At 64.6% G+C, this 13,201-nt stretch carries 14 protein-coding genes; 5 read left to right on the forward strand and 9 right to left on the reverse strand.

Translation table 11 applies throughout. The features are described from left to right. Positions 1 to 11 precede the first annotated feature (11 nt). A complete protein-coding gene (locus GA0061098_RS06995) occupies positions 12 to 449 on the forward strand; it encodes a hypothetical protein (protein ID WP_091955433.1) in 438 nt (145 codons plus the stop codon). A 138-nt stretch (positions 450 to 587) separates the two neighbouring features. Here the strand turns inward: GA0061098_RS06995 and GA0061098_RS07000 are convergent, their stop codons facing one another. The 3 genes from GA0061098_RS07000 to GA0061098_RS07010 form a co-directional block, all read right to left on the reverse strand. Continuing rightward, the gene (locus GA0061098_RS07000) at positions 588 to 1,952 is read right to left on the reverse strand and encodes an AmpG family muropeptide MFS transporter (protein WP_091955439.1); all 1,365 of its coding nucleotides are present in this window, start codon (positions 1,950 to 1,952) and stop codon (positions 588 to 590) included. Positions 1,953 to 2,080: 128 nt separating this feature from the next. Next, complete coding sequence (locus GA0061098_RS07005; RefSeq protein WP_091955442.1) at positions 2,081 to 2,434, reverse strand: GIY-YIG nuclease family protein; 354 nt, start codon at positions 2,432 to 2,434, stop codon at positions 2,081 to 2,083. Between the two features lie 88 nt (positions 2,435 to 2,522). Continuing rightward, positions 2,523 to 3,719 carry a DNA recombination protein RmuC gene (locus tag GA0061098_RS07010; RefSeq protein ID WP_091955445.1) on the reverse strand — a complete coding sequence of 399 codons (1,197 nt, stop codon included), beginning with the start codon at positions 3,717 to 3,719 and terminating at the stop codon, positions 2,523 to 2,525. Between the two features lie 171 nt (positions 3,720 to 3,890). On the opposite strand from GA0061098_RS07010, the gene def reads away from it, so the two are divergent. The 4 genes from def to GA0061098_RS07030 all read left to right on the forward strand — a co-directional run bounded on the left by def (position 3,891) and on the right by GA0061098_RS07030 (position 6,761). Next, on the forward strand, positions 3,891 to 4,415 hold the full coding sequence (def, locus tag GA0061098_RS07015; RefSeq protein WP_091955449.1) for a peptide deformylase: 525 nt from the start codon (positions 3,891 to 3,893) through the stop codon (positions 4,413 to 4,415). A gap of 193 nt (positions 4,416 to 4,608) precedes the next feature. Next, positions 4,609 to 5,544, forward strand: a complete 936-nt coding sequence (gene fmt / locus GA0061098_RS07020; RefSeq protein WP_091955452.1) for a methionyl-tRNA formyltransferase — start codon at positions 4,609 to 4,611, stop codon at positions 5,542 to 5,544. Positions 5,545 to 5,658: 114 nt separating this feature from the next. Further along, positions 5,659 to 6,396: a tRNA pseudouridine(38-40) synthase TruA gene (gene truA, locus GA0061098_RS07025; RefSeq protein WP_091955456.1), complete on the forward strand. Its 738-nt coding sequence runs from the start codon at positions 5,659 to 5,661 to the stop codon at positions 6,394 to 6,396. 35 nt (positions 6,397 to 6,431) lie between these two features. Then, entirely contained in the window at positions 6,432 to 6,761 is a 330-nt protein-coding gene (locus tag GA0061098_RS07030; RefSeq protein WP_245323180.1) for a GIY-YIG nuclease family protein, read from the forward strand. A 135-nt stretch (positions 6,762 to 6,896) separates the two neighbouring features. On the opposite strand, the gene dapE is transcribed toward GA0061098_RS07030, so the two are convergent. The 6 genes from dapE to argB all read right to left on the reverse strand — a co-directional run bounded on the left by dapE (position 6,897) and on the right by argB (position 13,007). Next, positions 6,897 to 8,063 (reverse strand): succinyl-diaminopimelate desuccinylase, encoded by a 1,167-nt coding sequence (dapE, locus tag GA0061098_RS07035; protein ID WP_091955461.1) that lies wholly within the window; start codon positions 8,061 to 8,063, stop codon positions 6,897 to 6,899. Beyond that, a complete protein-coding gene (locus tag GA0061098_RS07040; RefSeq protein ID WP_091955465.1) occupies positions 8,060 to 8,713 on the reverse strand; it encodes a DUF805 domain-containing protein in 654 nt (217 codons plus the stop codon). Before GA0061098_RS07040 ends, dapE begins: the two co-directional genes overlap by 4 nt. A 272-nt stretch (positions 8,714 to 8,985) precedes the next feature. After that, the gene (gene dapD / locus GA0061098_RS07045; protein ID WP_028140835.1) at positions 8,986 to 9,831 is read right to left on the reverse strand and encodes a 2,3,4,5-tetrahydropyridine-2,6-dicarboxylate N-succinyltransferase; all 846 of its coding nucleotides are present in this window, start codon (positions 9,829 to 9,831) and stop codon (positions 8,986 to 8,988) included. Between the two features lie 235 nt (positions 9,832 to 10,066). Continuing rightward, the gene (locus GA0061098_RS07050) at positions 10,067 to 10,759 is read right to left on the reverse strand and encodes a pyrimidine 5'-nucleotidase (protein ID WP_091955469.1); all 693 of its coding nucleotides are present in this window, start codon (positions 10,757 to 10,759) and stop codon (positions 10,067 to 10,069) included. 215 nt (positions 10,760 to 10,974) lie between these two features. Then, on the reverse strand, positions 10,975 to 11,961 hold the full coding sequence (locus GA0061098_RS07055) for a DUF1036 domain-containing protein (RefSeq protein WP_091955473.1): 987 nt from the start codon (positions 11,959 to 11,961) through the stop codon (positions 10,975 to 10,977). 158 nt (positions 11,962 to 12,119) lie between these two features. Next, positions 12,120 to 13,007, reverse strand: a complete 888-nt coding sequence (argB, locus tag GA0061098_RS07060; RefSeq protein WP_091955477.1) for an acetylglutamate kinase — start codon at positions 13,005 to 13,007, stop codon at positions 12,120 to 12,122. Between the last annotated feature and the right edge of the window lie 194 nt (positions 13,008 to 13,201).

Raw genomic sequence — 13,201 nt, forward strand, 5'->3', positions numbered from 1 at the left:
GAACGGACGACATGACGAAACTTTTCGCCACACGCTTGGCTTTGGTCGCGACGATGATGCTGCTGGCGAGCCCGGCCATCTCCGCGCAGCAGGACGACGGGGCGCCGCCGCCGTCCAAGCCCGGCAAGCCAATCAACGCCGGCGAGGTGTTGTCCGGCGAGTTGAACGCCTTGAAGGTGCGCGACGTCAAGAATGCCGGCAAGCGGGTTGCGACCTACCAGATCACGTCCGAGCCGCGCCGCCTGCCGCCGCCGAACGGGCTGTGCAATCTCGAGACCGGGCCCGAGACGTTCCAACTCGTTCCGAGCGGCGATGCACAAGCGGCGCAGCTGAAGACGTTCGCCGGCAAGGAAATCTCGGTCAAGGTCGACGAAGTCGCCTGCGCCAGCGATCCCGGCCAGATGAGCGAAGCCGTGATCACGAAGTGGAGCCTGATCAAGAAGCAGTAGGGGCGGCGAGACCCTCACCACGCTTCCGGTGTCATCGCCCGCGCAGGCGGGCGATCCAGTACGCCGCGGCCTCTCGGTCAATCACAACTGTCTTTGGAATACTGGATTCCCCGCCTTCGCGGGGAATGACAGTGGTCATCACACCCTGACCGGCCCCAGCGCCTCGAAGTGCCCGCGCTTCTGCAAGTACGCCAGCAGCACCAGGCTCGGGATCGCCACCAACACGCAGATCACGAAGAACAGCGGCCAGCCGGTCGTGTCCGCGACGTAGCCCGCACTCGACGACAGATAGGTCCGCCCCACCGCCGCGAGCGCGGTGAGCAGCGCATATTGCGTCGCCGTGTGCAGCGGGTTCTGGCAGAGCGCCGAGAGGTAGGCCACGAAGATCACGGTGCCGATGGCGCTGGTGAAGTTCTCGGCGCAGATCGCGAGCGCCAGCGCCCATTGATTGGTGCCGACCACTGCGAGCCAGGCAAAGGACAAATTGGCCAGCGCCTGCACCACGCCACCGATCCAGAGCGACATTGCCAGCGGATAGCGCCGCGCGACGAAACCACCGGCAAACCCGCCGATCAGGGTGGCGGCGAGGCCGACGCCCTTCACGATCGCCGCATAGTCGTTGCGGGTGAAGCCGAGGTCGATCACAAACGGCGCCGTCATCGTGCCCGAGAAGGCATCGGTGAACTTGAACAGCACCACGAAGGCGAGCGCGGCGAGTGCGTCCTTGCGTGACAGGAATTCGGAGAACGCGCCGATCGCCGCGCTCAACACACGCGCAAATGCGGTCTCGGTTTGTGTCGCAGCTTCCGCCTGTGCGGATTGCGCCGGCTCGGTCGCGGCCAACGCAGTGATCGTGCCGATCAGCACCATCGCGGCCATCACCACATAGCCCCACATCCACGCCGAGGTGCGGGGTATGCCGGTGCCTTCGAAGCCCGAGACGATGAACAGCGCGCCCGCGGTCGAGACCAGCATTCCGATGCGGTAGGCCGCAACGTAAGCCGCCATACCGGCGGCCTGCTCGCTCTCCGGCAGGCTCTCGACGCGGAAGGCGTCGACCACGATGTCCTGCGTCGACGACGTCGTCGCCACCAGCAGCGCGCCCAGCGCGACGTAGAACGGCGAGCTGGCCGGGTCGGTCATCGCCAGCAGCAGGATCGCGACGATCAGCAGCAGCTGCGAAAACACCAGCCAGCCGCGCCGCCGTCCGAAGGCGCGGGTGAACAGCGGCACATGCAGCGCATCCACCAGCGGGGCCCACAAGAATTTCAGCGTGTAGGGCGTGCCGACCAGCGCGAACAGCCCGATCGTCTTCAGGTCAACCCCGGCCTCGCGCATCCACACCAGCAGCGTCGAGCCCGACAACGCCAGCGGCAGGCCGGAGGAGAAGCCGAGAAACAGCACGATCAGCACCCGCGGCTGCAGGTAAACGGCAAGACTGTCGCGCCAGGAGGCGGCGGGGGCGGAGGTCGCGGCGGGGGAGGTCGCGTCGGGAGCGGTCATGGGGCCGTGTTAGCAGATTCTGGGGAAAAAGACTCGTGGTCGCCGGTGAGGTGGAGAGGCCGCAAACACCCTCGGTGTCATCGTCCGCGCAGGCGGACGATCCAGTAATCACCAGCGTTTCGATTCAATCACACTCGCCGCGGCGTACTGGATGCCCCGCCTTCGCGGGGCACGACAGCCTCATGGAGGGCGGCTATCTCGTGATAGAGGTCATCCCAATTCGGATTGTGTTGCTCGATCAACCGAACCTTCCAGGTTCTGTTCCCCTTCTTCAGGCGCTTTTCCCGCCTGATCGCATTCTCGGGGTCATCGAACTGCTCGAAGTAGACCAGCCTCACGACGCCGTAGTCTTTCGTGAAGCTCTCGATGAGCTTCAGCTTGTGTTGTGCGACCCGGCGGATGAGGTCGTTGGTGATGCCAATGTAGAGCGTTCCGTCAATCTTGCTGGCGAGAATGTACACGTAGTAGCAGCGAGGGCTCATCTGCCGTCTCTGGGATACTGGGTCGCCCGGTCAAGCCGGGCGACGACAGTGAAATTGGGCTGGCAGCGTACCTGATCTCAGAAGAGAATCACTCCCCCGCCTGGAGCTTCCGCGGGAACAGCGCACCCGCGCCCGTCGCCACCAGCCGCGGCCCTTCCGCATCGCTCTTGCTGAAATCGAGCTCCTCAATCCTTCCGGCACGCTTCTCGATCTTGTCGGCGGAGATCAGGATCTGGCGGACGTCCTCGTTCGCATCGGAAAAGTGTTTCTGCAATTTGACCACGCGGTCGCGAAGGCGGCCGAGATCGTCGCCGAGCTTGATCACTTCGGTTTGGATCTGGTCGGCGGCATCGCGCATGCGCGCGTCCTTCATGATCTGCTGCATCACCTGGATCGCGAGCATCAGCAGCGAGGGCGACACCAGCACCACGCGGGCGCGATAGGCCTTCTGGATCACGTCGTCGAAACCGTCGTGGATCTCGGCATAGACCGATTCCGACGGCACGAACATCAGCGCCATCTCCTGGGTCTCGCCGGTGACGAGATATTTTTCCGCGATGTCGCTGACATGCTTCATCACGTCGCCGCGCAGCCGCTGCGTGGCGACGCGCCGCTCCTCGTCGGTGCGGGCGTCGTGCAGCGCCGTCATCGCCTCCAGCGGAAATTTCGCGTCGATGCAGAGCGGGCGCTGGTCGGGCAGGAACACGACGCAGTCCGGCCGCTTGCCGGTCGAGAGCGTGAACTGGAACTCATAGGCGCCCTTCGGCAAGCCGTCCTGGACGATCGCCTCCATCCGCGCCTGGCCGAAGGCGCCGCGCGACTGCTTGTTGGCGAGCACGTCGCGCAGGGTCGTCACCTGGGTGGTGAGATCGGTGAGGTTCTTGTGGGCGCTGTCGATGATGCCGAGCCGCTCGTGCAGCGCGCGCAGGCTTTCCATGGTGTTGCGGGTCGAGTGCTCCATCGATTGGCCGACGCGATGGGTCACCGAATCGAGCCGCTCGTTGACCGCGCGCGTCATCTCGGCCTGGCGTCCGGCCAGCGCCTGGGTCATGGCGTCGACCCTCCCAGAGGATTCGCTCTGGGCGCGCAGCACCTCGCTGAGGCGCTCCTCAAGCTCGTCGGCCCGGATCGCATGCGCCATCGCGAGTTCCGCGCCGCGCCGGCCCGAGCGGCCGATCACGACGGCGATTACCACCAGGAGGATGAGGACGAGGGCGCCGAAGCCGATCAGCGCATCGATCGTGCGCACCGGCCAGTCGCCCAACATGAAAATGATCTCGTTCATTCCGCCCTTCTAGCCGATTCGCTGGACTCCCGCGAACGAAGAGGGAACGGTGGCGGTTAACGACCCCCTAATTTTTATGGTTAACGAAAGCTGAAGTTTTATGGTTAGCGAGGGGTTAACGAGGTTCCTCTCCGCATTGACCGCATCCGGCATGGGGCTTAAATCGCGGCCATGGCCCTCAGAGAAATCATCATCCTGCCCGACAGGCAGCTGCGTCTGGTCTCCAAGCCGATCGAGAAGGTCACGCCGGAGATCCGCAAGCTTGCCGACGACATGTTCGAGACCATGTATGACGCGCCCGGCATTGGCCTCGCCGCGATCCAGATCGCGCAGCCGCTGCGGCTGATCACCATGGACCTCGCCAAGCGCGACGAGAACGGCGAGACCACGCCGCTGCCGCGCGTCTTCATCAACCCCGAGATCATCGCCTCGTCCGAGGAGCTGTCGGTCTACGAGGAAGGCTGCCTCTCGATCCCCGAATATTACGAGGAGGTCGAGCGCCCTGCGAAGGTGCGCGTGCGCTTCACCGATCTCGACGGCAAGGTACACGAGGAGGACGCCGAAGGCCTCTATGCCACCTGCATCCAGCACGAGATCGACCACCTCAACGGCGTCCTGTTCGTCGATTATCTGTCAAAGCTCAAGCGCGACCGCGTGATGAAGAAGTTCGAGAAAGCCGCCAAGCGCGCGGAGTAAGTGTTTCGTAGCCAAGCACTCCGCTCTGCTCCCTCCCCCCTTGTGGGGGAGGGCGGGGGAGGGGGGTAGCCCAGGAAAAGGTTTGTCTGGGGCGAAGAACTAGTCCGCGCTCAATCCGCGAGAGCGCGTCGTGTGGCACCCCCCTCCCTAACCCTCCCCCACAGGGGGGAGGGAACGCATCTGAGTCCTTGTCATGCCCCTCCGCCTGATCTTCATGGGCACGCCCGATTTCTCCGTGCCGACGCTGCTCGAGCTGGTCGCGCATGGCCATGAGATCGTCGCCGTCTACACCCGCGCGCCGAAGCCCGGCGGGCGGCGCGGCCTGCACTTGCAGCCAACCCCGGTCGAAGAAGCTGCGCGAAAGCTCGGCATTCCCGTGCTGACGCCGAAGACGCTGAAGACCCAGGAAGCGCTCGACGAGTTCACCGCGTTCGACGCCGATGCGGCCGTGGTCGTCGCCTACGGCATGATCCTGCCGCAGGCGATCCTCGATGCGCCAAAACTCGGCTGCTACAATCTGCACGCCTCACTGCTGCCGCGCTGGCGCGGCGCAGCGCCGATCAACCGTGCGATCATGGACGGCGATGCCGAGAGCGGCGTGATGGTGATGAAGATGGATGTCGGCCTCGACACCGGCGATGTCGCCATGGCCGAGCGCCTCGCAATCACGGACAACATGACCGCGCTGGACCTGCATGATCGTCTCTCCCGCCTCGGCGCCGATCTGATGGTGCGGGCGATGGCCGCGCTCGCCCGCGATGGCCTCCAGCTCAAGAAGCAGAGCGAGGACGGCGTCACCTATGCCGCCAAGATCGACAAGGCCGAGGCGCGCATCGACTGGACCAGGCCGGCGCGCGCCGTGCTTCGTCACATCCACAGCCTGTCGCCATTCCCCGGCGCATGGGCTGAGCTTGCCGGCGTCAGCGAGAATGCGCGCGTCAAGATCCTGCGGTGTGAATTGGCAAAGGGGTCGGGCGCGCCGGGCGATGTGCTCGATGACAAGCTCACCATCGCCTGCGGCGTGGGCGCCATCCGCATCATCGAGCTCCAGCGCGAGGGCAAGGGCCGGATGCAGGCCGCGGACTTCCTGCGCGGCGTGCCGTTGAAGGCGGGAGCGAGGTTCACCTAGTCAACTCGTCATACGCGGGCTTGACCCGCGTATCCATCTTCTAACAAAACTCTTTCCCAGGCGATGGATTGCCGGGTCAAGCCCGGCAATGACGTCGGATAGAGCTGGATTGAGATGCCCCGCTACAAGCTCACCATCGAATATGACGGCGCGCCGTTTTTCGGCTGGCAGGTGCAGGACACGCTGCCTTCGGTGCAGGGCGCGCTGGAGGCGGCCGTGAAGGCGATGACCGGCGCGGATTTGCGCGTGCATGGCGCCGGGCGCACCGACGCCGGAGTGCATGCGCGTGGTCAGGTCGCGCATGTCGACATCGACAAGCAGTTTCCGCCGGGCCGGTTTCGCGACGGGCTCAACGCGCATCTGCGCCCGCATCCGATCGCGGTGCTGGAGGCGGAGATCGTGCTTGACGCGTTCGAGGCGCGCTTCTCGGCGGTGAAGCGCCACTACCGCTACCGCATCGTCAACACCCGCGCCAATCTCGCGCTCGACATCGGCCACGCCTGGCGCGTGCCGCGCCGGCTCGATGCCGATGCGATGCATGCGGCGGCACAGCGCCTGCTCGGCAAACACGATTTCACCACGTTCCGCGACACCGAATGCCAGGCCAAATCGCCGGAGAAGACGCTCGACCAGCTCGACGTACTGCGTGACGGCCGCGAGATCACCATTGTCACCTCGGCGCGCTCGTTCCTGCACAGCCAGGTCCGCTCGATGGTGGGCTCGCTGGTCTGGGTCGGCGAGGGCCGCTGGACCGCCGATGATCTCTCCGCAGCGTTAGAGGCGCGCAACCGCACCGCCTGCGGCATCGTCGCGCCGCCGGACGGGCTGTATCTGATGAAGGTGGATTATTAGAGCCTAATGCTGTCACATCGTCATGGCCGGGCTTGATGTTTGTCCCGGCCATCCACGTGCGTCAACATGCGACCATGCATGGCGGATGGGTCTACATCCTGGCAAGCGCGCCCAACGGCATTCTGTATGTCGGTGTGACCAGCGACATTGTCCGTCGCATCTACCAGCATCGAAATGGGTTCGTGCCTGGCTTCACCAAGAAGTATGGCGTTAAGCTGCTCGTCTATTTCGAGCGCTATGAAGACATCCAAACGGCAATCCAGCGCGAGCACAACATCAAGCATTGGTCACGAACGTGGAAGGTGAGGTTGATCCTCAGGGACAATCCCGAATGGAAGGATCTCTACGACACGATCGTCCAGTAGGCCATGCCGAGCTCTCGCCACATCGTCATGGCCGGGCTCGTCCCGGCCATCCACGAACTTTCTTGTTAGCGGCAGCAAAGAACGTGGATGCCCGGGACGAGCCCGGGCATGACGGTGGGTTTGGCGGAAAGCGCCCTACTCAAAATACCGCGTCAAAATCCCGCGATAGACCTGCGTCAGCTTCTCCAGATCCTTAACCGGCACGCGCTCGTCGACCTGATGCATGGTCTGGCCGACCAGACCGAATTCGATCACCGGGCAATAGCTGGAAATGAACCTTGCGTCCGACGTGCCTCCGCTCGTCGATAGCTCGGGCTTCCGCCCCGTCACCTCCTCGATCGCGGACACTGCAAGATCGGTGAACGGGCCGGGCTTGGTGACGAACACGTTGGAGTTCGAGGGCTCCCAGACGATGCGGGCCTTGATGCGGTTGCCGCAGGCTTTTGTCAGCCGCGTCTCGACCAGCTCGCGCAAGGAGGCCTGGGTGTGGTTGTCGTTGTAGCGGATATTGAACTTGGCGCGGGCCTCGCCGGGGATCACGTTGTTGGCTTTGTTCCCGACGTCCACCGAGGTGAACTCGAGATTGGAGGCCTGGAATTGCGCGCTGCCATGGTCGAGCGGCTCGTCGGAGATCGCCACGATCAGCCTGGAGATGTCAGGCACCGGATTGGAGGCGCGATGCGGATAGGCGACGTGGCCCTGCACGCCGTCGACATAAAGCGTGCCGGATTGCGAGCCGCGGCGGCCGACCTTGATGGTGTCGCCGAGGGTCTCGACATTGGAGGGCTCGCCCAGCACGCAATGGTCGAACTTTTCGCCGCGCTCGGCGGTCCATTTCAACAGCTTGATGGTGCCGTTGATCGAGACGTCTTCCTCGTCGCCGGTGATCAGGAACGAGATCGAGCCCTTTCCGTCGCTGCGCGGCTGGCCGCCGTTGGCGGCGAGATGCTCCAGCACCGCGGCCACCGAGCAGGCGATGCCGCCCTTCATGTCGACCGCGCCACGGCCGTGCAGGATGCCGTCTTTCACCTCACCGGAGAACGCACCGACGCTCCAGGCGCTCTCGTCACCGGGTGGCACCACGTCGGTATGGCCGGCAAAGGTGATGTGCGGTCCCTCGCTGCCGATCCGCGCGTAGAGATTGTCGACGTCGGCGGTACCGGGCTCGCTGAAGGTCACGCGGTGGCAAGTGAAGCCGGCGGCGTTGAGGGCTTTTTCGAGCACCCCGAGCGCACCGGCATCTTCAGGGGTTACCGAGGGGCAGCGGATCAGAGCGCGGGCAATGGAGAGAGCATCGGTCATGCGCCCCGCTTAACATGCATGCCGCCGGGTGGGCTAGCACGGGGCGGGACAATTTCGATCTCGCGGCTCTGGTCCCAGCTTTTCGCAGGGGGAGCGGCGGATGCGGAGCCGTCGTCGAAGTCGGCGAGCGGATCGGAGCCGAAGCGGTTGTGGCCCGAGGTGCCGGACCGGCAGAACATTTCGACGAGGCCCCACAGCCACAGCAGTGCGGCAGTCAGGTTGAGCGAAAATATCCAGCTTGATTTAGGCAGCAGGTCCGCGAACTGGCTGAACAGGCCGGGCAGGAAGAAGAACGGAACGATCCACCAGCCGCTCTTGTCGCGGTCATGGAGTCGCTTGATCGCCGTCGCGAGATAGATCCAGAAGAACAGCGCCATGCCGGACGCCTTGAGGATCGAGCCCGCGAGATCGGCTGGTGCCAGCGCGTGGGAGACGCGGGGGTCGACCAGCTTGAAGAGGCCGTCGAGACCGAAGTCGAAATCGAGCTCAATTCCGAGCTTCAGGGTGGACCTCGTCCCTCCGACGATCCCGATGACTTGACCGGCAATCTCCAGCAAGCCCGCCAGCAGCGCGACGATCAGCAGCGCCTGCCACAGCAACGCGCGGTTGATGCGGCCGTCGAAGCGGAACAGATACCAGGTCCAGTCCATGCCAACGGCTCCGGGCGGGAGGAGCCACCCGAGGATTGGTCGCGATGGAGGGAGAGGGGGTTCGATAGGGCTCTAAGACCCGTCATCCACGCGCAGCGGCGAAGCCGCTGTCGCTGGAGGTGCGAAGCATGGGACGCGACGCGTCCCATGGTGAGCCTCGAAGGATGAACGGCCCGCGATGTCGGCGCCAGCCGGGCCGTCGCCCTTCGAGGGCCGCTGAAGGAGCGGCCACCTCAGGGTGACGGGGATAGGTCTGGGATCGTTGCTCTAACTCAATCCCGCAGCAGCTCGTTGATGCTGGTCTTCGAGCGCGTGCGCTCGTCGACGCGCTTGACGATGACGGCGCAGGCGGTGCTCGGGCCGATCTGGCCGTTCTTCATCGGCTTGCCGGGCAGTGCGCCGGGCACCACAACGGAATATTCGGGCACTTCGCCGATGAAGACCTCGCCGGTCTCGCGGTCGACGATCTTGGTCGAGGCGCCCAGGAACACGCCCATCGCCAGCACCGCGCCCTTGCGCACGATCACGCCCTCGGCGACCTCGGAGCGCGCGCCGATGAAGCAATCGTCCTCGACGATCACGGGCTCGGCCTGCAGCGGCTCGAGCACGCCGCCGATGCCGGCACCGCCGGAGATATGCACGCGCTTGCCGATCTGGGCGCAGGAGCCGACCGTGGCCCAGGTGTCGACCATGGTGCTCTCATCGACATAGGCGCCGAGATTGACGAAGGACGGCATCAGCACGACGTTCTTCGCGATGAAGGCCGAGCGGCGTACCACCGAGCCGGGCACGGCACGGAAACCGGCGTCGCGAAAACGGTTCTCGCCCCAGCCTTCGAACTTCGAGGGCACCTTGTCCCACCAGGTCGCCTTGCCGGATCCGCCGGGAATGACGCCCATGTCGTTGAGGCGGAACGACAGCAGCACGGCCTTCTTCAGCCACTGATTGACCTTCCACTTGCCGTCGCTGCCGCGCTCGGCAACGCGCGCCTCGCCCTTGTCCAGAATCTCCAGTGCCTGGTCCACGGCCTCGCGCACCTCGCCTTTGGTCGAGGTCGAGATGCCGTCGCGTGCGTCGAAGGCGCTGTTGATGGTGGATTCGAGGGCTTGGAGGGACATCGGGATTTCCTCTGGGGAAGGCGTGGTTTCGTGTGAATTGGAGCGCTTTTTCGGGATTTGGCGGGGCGGAGTCAAGGCATACTCCGCTGTCGTCCCGGGGCGCGCGAAGCGCGAGCCCGGGACCCATAGCCACAGGCAGTCGTTTGGCGAGGATTCGGAGTTATCGATCTCGCGCCACAACCACTCCCTGTGGTTATGGGTCCCGGGCTCGCTTCGCGCCCCGGGACGACAGCGGTTATTCGGGCGACAACCCGGCCAAAAACCCCGTCAGATCATCCGTGACGTGGTCGACATGGGCGGCATCCCGGCCTTCCAGTTCCCAGTCCTCCCGCACCACCTCCTTCGTTCCGTCAGGCACCACCAGCACGGTGGTCATGCCGAGCTGGTGCGGGACAGTGAGGTTGCGGGCGAGGTCCTCGAACATGGCGGCGCGGGTTGGATCGACCGCGTGGTCGGCGAGGAATTTCTGATAGGTCTGCGCCGCCGGCTTCGGCTCGAACTGGGCGGCGATGATATCGAACACGCCATCGAAATGCGTTGCCAGGCCGAGACGCGCCAGCACCGCATCGACATGGTCGACCGAGCCATTGGTCAGGATCAGCTTGCGCCCCGATAATTTTGCAATGGCTTCGCCGAGCGCAGGGTTCGGCTCCAGCGGCGAATGGTCGATCTTGTGGACATAGGCGAGATAGTCGTCGGCGGACACGCCATGCAGGGTCATCATGCCGCGCATCGTGGTGCCGAAGCGCAGGTAATAATCCTTCTGGAGTTTTCGCGCCTCCGCCGGCGTCACCTGCAGCCAGCTGGACACGAACTCGGTGATCCGCACATCGACCTGCTGCCACAGATTGACGTGATGCGGATACAGCGTGTTGTCGAGGTCGAACACCCAGGTGTCGACATGGGCAAAGGTGCGGGGGGTAGTCATCGAGATTCTCTATCCGTTACACGCAAGCGCCGCCCCCTCTCAGCTGTCGTCCCGGACAAGCGGAGCGCCGATCCGGGACCCATAGCCACAGGGAGTGGTTTGGCGAAGATTCGGGATGACCAGCTTCGCGCCACAACCGCGTCCCGTGGTTATGGGTCCCTGCGTTCGCAGGGACGACAGCGGAGTTTTTGGTGACACCATCATCAGCAACACCATCACGGCACCGCAAAGCGCAGCGTCTTGCCGCCGCTCGACATGTCCACCGCGCCAAAGCCGGTCGCCGCGAATCCGCGCGCGCCGCAATCGGTCTGCTCAACGGTCTCGAACTTGGTCTCGCGCGTGCAGAGCTGCCTGTCGCCGCCCCAGTTCAGCGGCCGGTCCTTCAGCTTGACGGCGCGGTTGTCGGCGTCGACGGCTTCCGCGAAGCTGAAAATCTGCTTCGGCTGACCGGTCACATCAGGGTGCAGGCAGGTCTTGGGATCGATGCGATACCAGCCGCGGCTGGTCACGGACTTGCCGTCGTCGGTCGCGATCGCCGCCATCACCTTGTGCTGCGTGTCGTTGCACCAGGTGAGGCCGGTCGCGGACGGCGTCTGCACCGCATCGACCATGGTCTTGAAGAAGTTTTGCGAGCCCACGATGTCCGAGGACAAACCGCGGCTCTTCAGGAACGCGGCCAGGGCTGCCTGCGTCTTCGGCCCGTCGACGCCGTCGATCGGCGCGGCGTCGTAGCCCGCGATCACCAACAGCCGCTGGATGCCGGCGAGGCGGGCCTGCTCGTCGTCATATTCGGAGTCCTCGGCGAGATAGGCAATGAGGTTGCCGTCCGCGCTTTGCGTCGGGGTGACTTGCGTAAACGCAGCCTGGCTCTGGCCGCTGCGGCATTGCCGGGCCGCCGCGATGACGAAATTGTCCTGCGCCACGCACAGCATGTCGCTGCCGTTCTGCGGAATCGGGGAGGCGCCATAGACGCCGAGCGCGCGGGCGTTGAGCAGGATGCGGTCGGCGGTCAGCGTGCCCTGCACCACCACGCGGCAGGTGGCGGGATCGACCCTGAACCAGCCGCGCGTCGCGGTCGCCGCCTTGTCGTCGATGCCGATCGCGGCCTCGACGACATAGGACATGCGGTTGCAGATCTTCAGATCGGCGAAGGCCGGCACCGAGGAGAAGACGAACGAAACGGCCGCGGCCGGCAGCGCCATCAGGAAGCGGGTCAGGGGTGAGCGGCGATTTCTCCGCTCTCTCAGCTCGTCATGGCCGGGCTTGTCCCGGCCATCCACGTCTTTGCCACGAGAAGAAAGATCGTGGATGCCCGGGACAAGCCCGGGCATGACGGCTTTCGTGCGTGGCGTCTCTCGCATCACTTGTGGATCAGCGTTCCCGTGCCCTGGTTGGTGAAGAGTTCCAGCAGCACGGCGTGCTGCATCTTGCCGTCGATGATGACGACGCCCTCGACGCCCTGCTCGAGCGCATAGATGCAGGTCTCGACCTTCGGGATCATGCCGCCGGAAATGGTACCGTCGGCGATCAGCTTTCGCGCGTCCTTGACCGACAATTGCGGGATCAGCTTCTTCGACTTGTCGAGCACGCCGGGCACGTCGGTGAGCAGCAACAGGCGTTTGGCCTTCAGCGCGCCGGCAACCGCACCGGCAAAAGTGTCGGCGTTGACGTTCAGCGTCTGGCCGTCCTTCGAGGTTGCGAGCGGCGCTAGCACCGGGATCAGCTCGTAGCCGATCAGCTGGTTGAGCAGCGTGAGGTCCACCTTCTCGGGATCGCCGACGAAGCCGAGATCGATTGCCTTCTCGATGTTCGAGCCCGGATCGATGATGGTCCGCGTCGTCTTCGACGCCTTCACCATGTTGCCGTCCTTGCCGGACAACCCCACGGCCTTGCCGCCGGCTTCGTTGATGTAGCCGACGATCTGCTTGTTGACGGAGCCGGCGAGCACCATCTCGACGATCTCGATGGTCGCCGCATCGGTGATGCGCAGGCCGGCTGCGAATTCCGAGACGATGCCGAGGCGCTTGAGCATGGTCGCGATCTGCGGCCCGCCGCCATGCACCACCACCGGATTGATCGCGGTCTGCTCCAGCAGCACGATGTCGCGGGCAAAATTCTTCGCGGTCTCCTCGTCGCCCATGGCATGGCCGCCATATTTGATGACGATGGTTTCCTCGTCGTATTGCTGCATGTGCGGCAGCGCTTCCGACAGGATGCGGGCCTGGTCGAGCGGGGAGATGTCGGTCATGTCACGGATCTCGCTGGCGGGACTGGAGCGGCCTGCGTTCTATCCGATTGGCGGGCGTGGCGCAAAGTGTGGTGTTCGCTCTTACCCTCCCCTGGAGGGGGAGGGTCGATCGCGCGTAGCGCGAGCGGGGTGGGGTGGCGGTCTCTTCGCAATGAGCAGTGCCCGAGTGGAGAGATCACCCCACCCCGGCTCAC

The sequence above is a fragment of the Bradyrhizobium shewense genome, assembly GCF_900094605.1.
GTDB lineage: Bacteria > Pseudomonadota > Alphaproteobacteria > Rhizobiales > Xanthobacteraceae > Bradyrhizobium > Bradyrhizobium shewense.